The organism is Streptococcus suis (assembly GCF_002964045.1).
GTDB lineage: Bacteria > Bacillota > Bacilli > Lactobacillales > Streptococcaceae > Streptococcus > Streptococcus suis_U.
In genome coordinates, this window is sequence record NZ_POPB01000306.1 from 1 (window position 1) to 417 (window position 417).

General features: G+C 47.0%; 1 pseudogene. It reads left to right on the top strand.

Features of this window, described 5'->3' with window-relative positions:
• Positions 1-417 (top strand): annotated as a pseudogene (engA, locus tag C1E99_RS04785) (ribosome-associated GTPase EngA); the annotation flags it as partial.

Genomic DNA, 417 nt, shown 5'->3' on the forward strand with positions numbered 1-417 from the left:
GATTATCGTGGTCAACAAGTGGGACACGCTTGAAAAAGACAACCATACCATGAAGCAGTGGGAAGACGATATTCGTGACCAGTTCCAATACTTGTCTTACGCACCGATTATCTTTGTGTCAGCCTTGACCAAACAACGCTTGCATAAGTTGCCTGAGATGATCAAGGCTATCAGTGAGAGCCAGAATACCCGCATTCCGTCGGCTGTTCTCAACGATGTTATCATGGACGCCATTGCCATCAACCCAACACCGACCGACAAGGGCAAACGCCTCAAGATTTTCTATGCGACTCAGGTTGCGACCAAGCCACCAACATTTGTGGTCTTTGTCAACGAAGAAGAGCTCATGCACTTCTCCTATATGCGTTTCTTGGAAAATCAAATCCGCAAGGCCTTTGTGTTTGAAGGAACACCGAT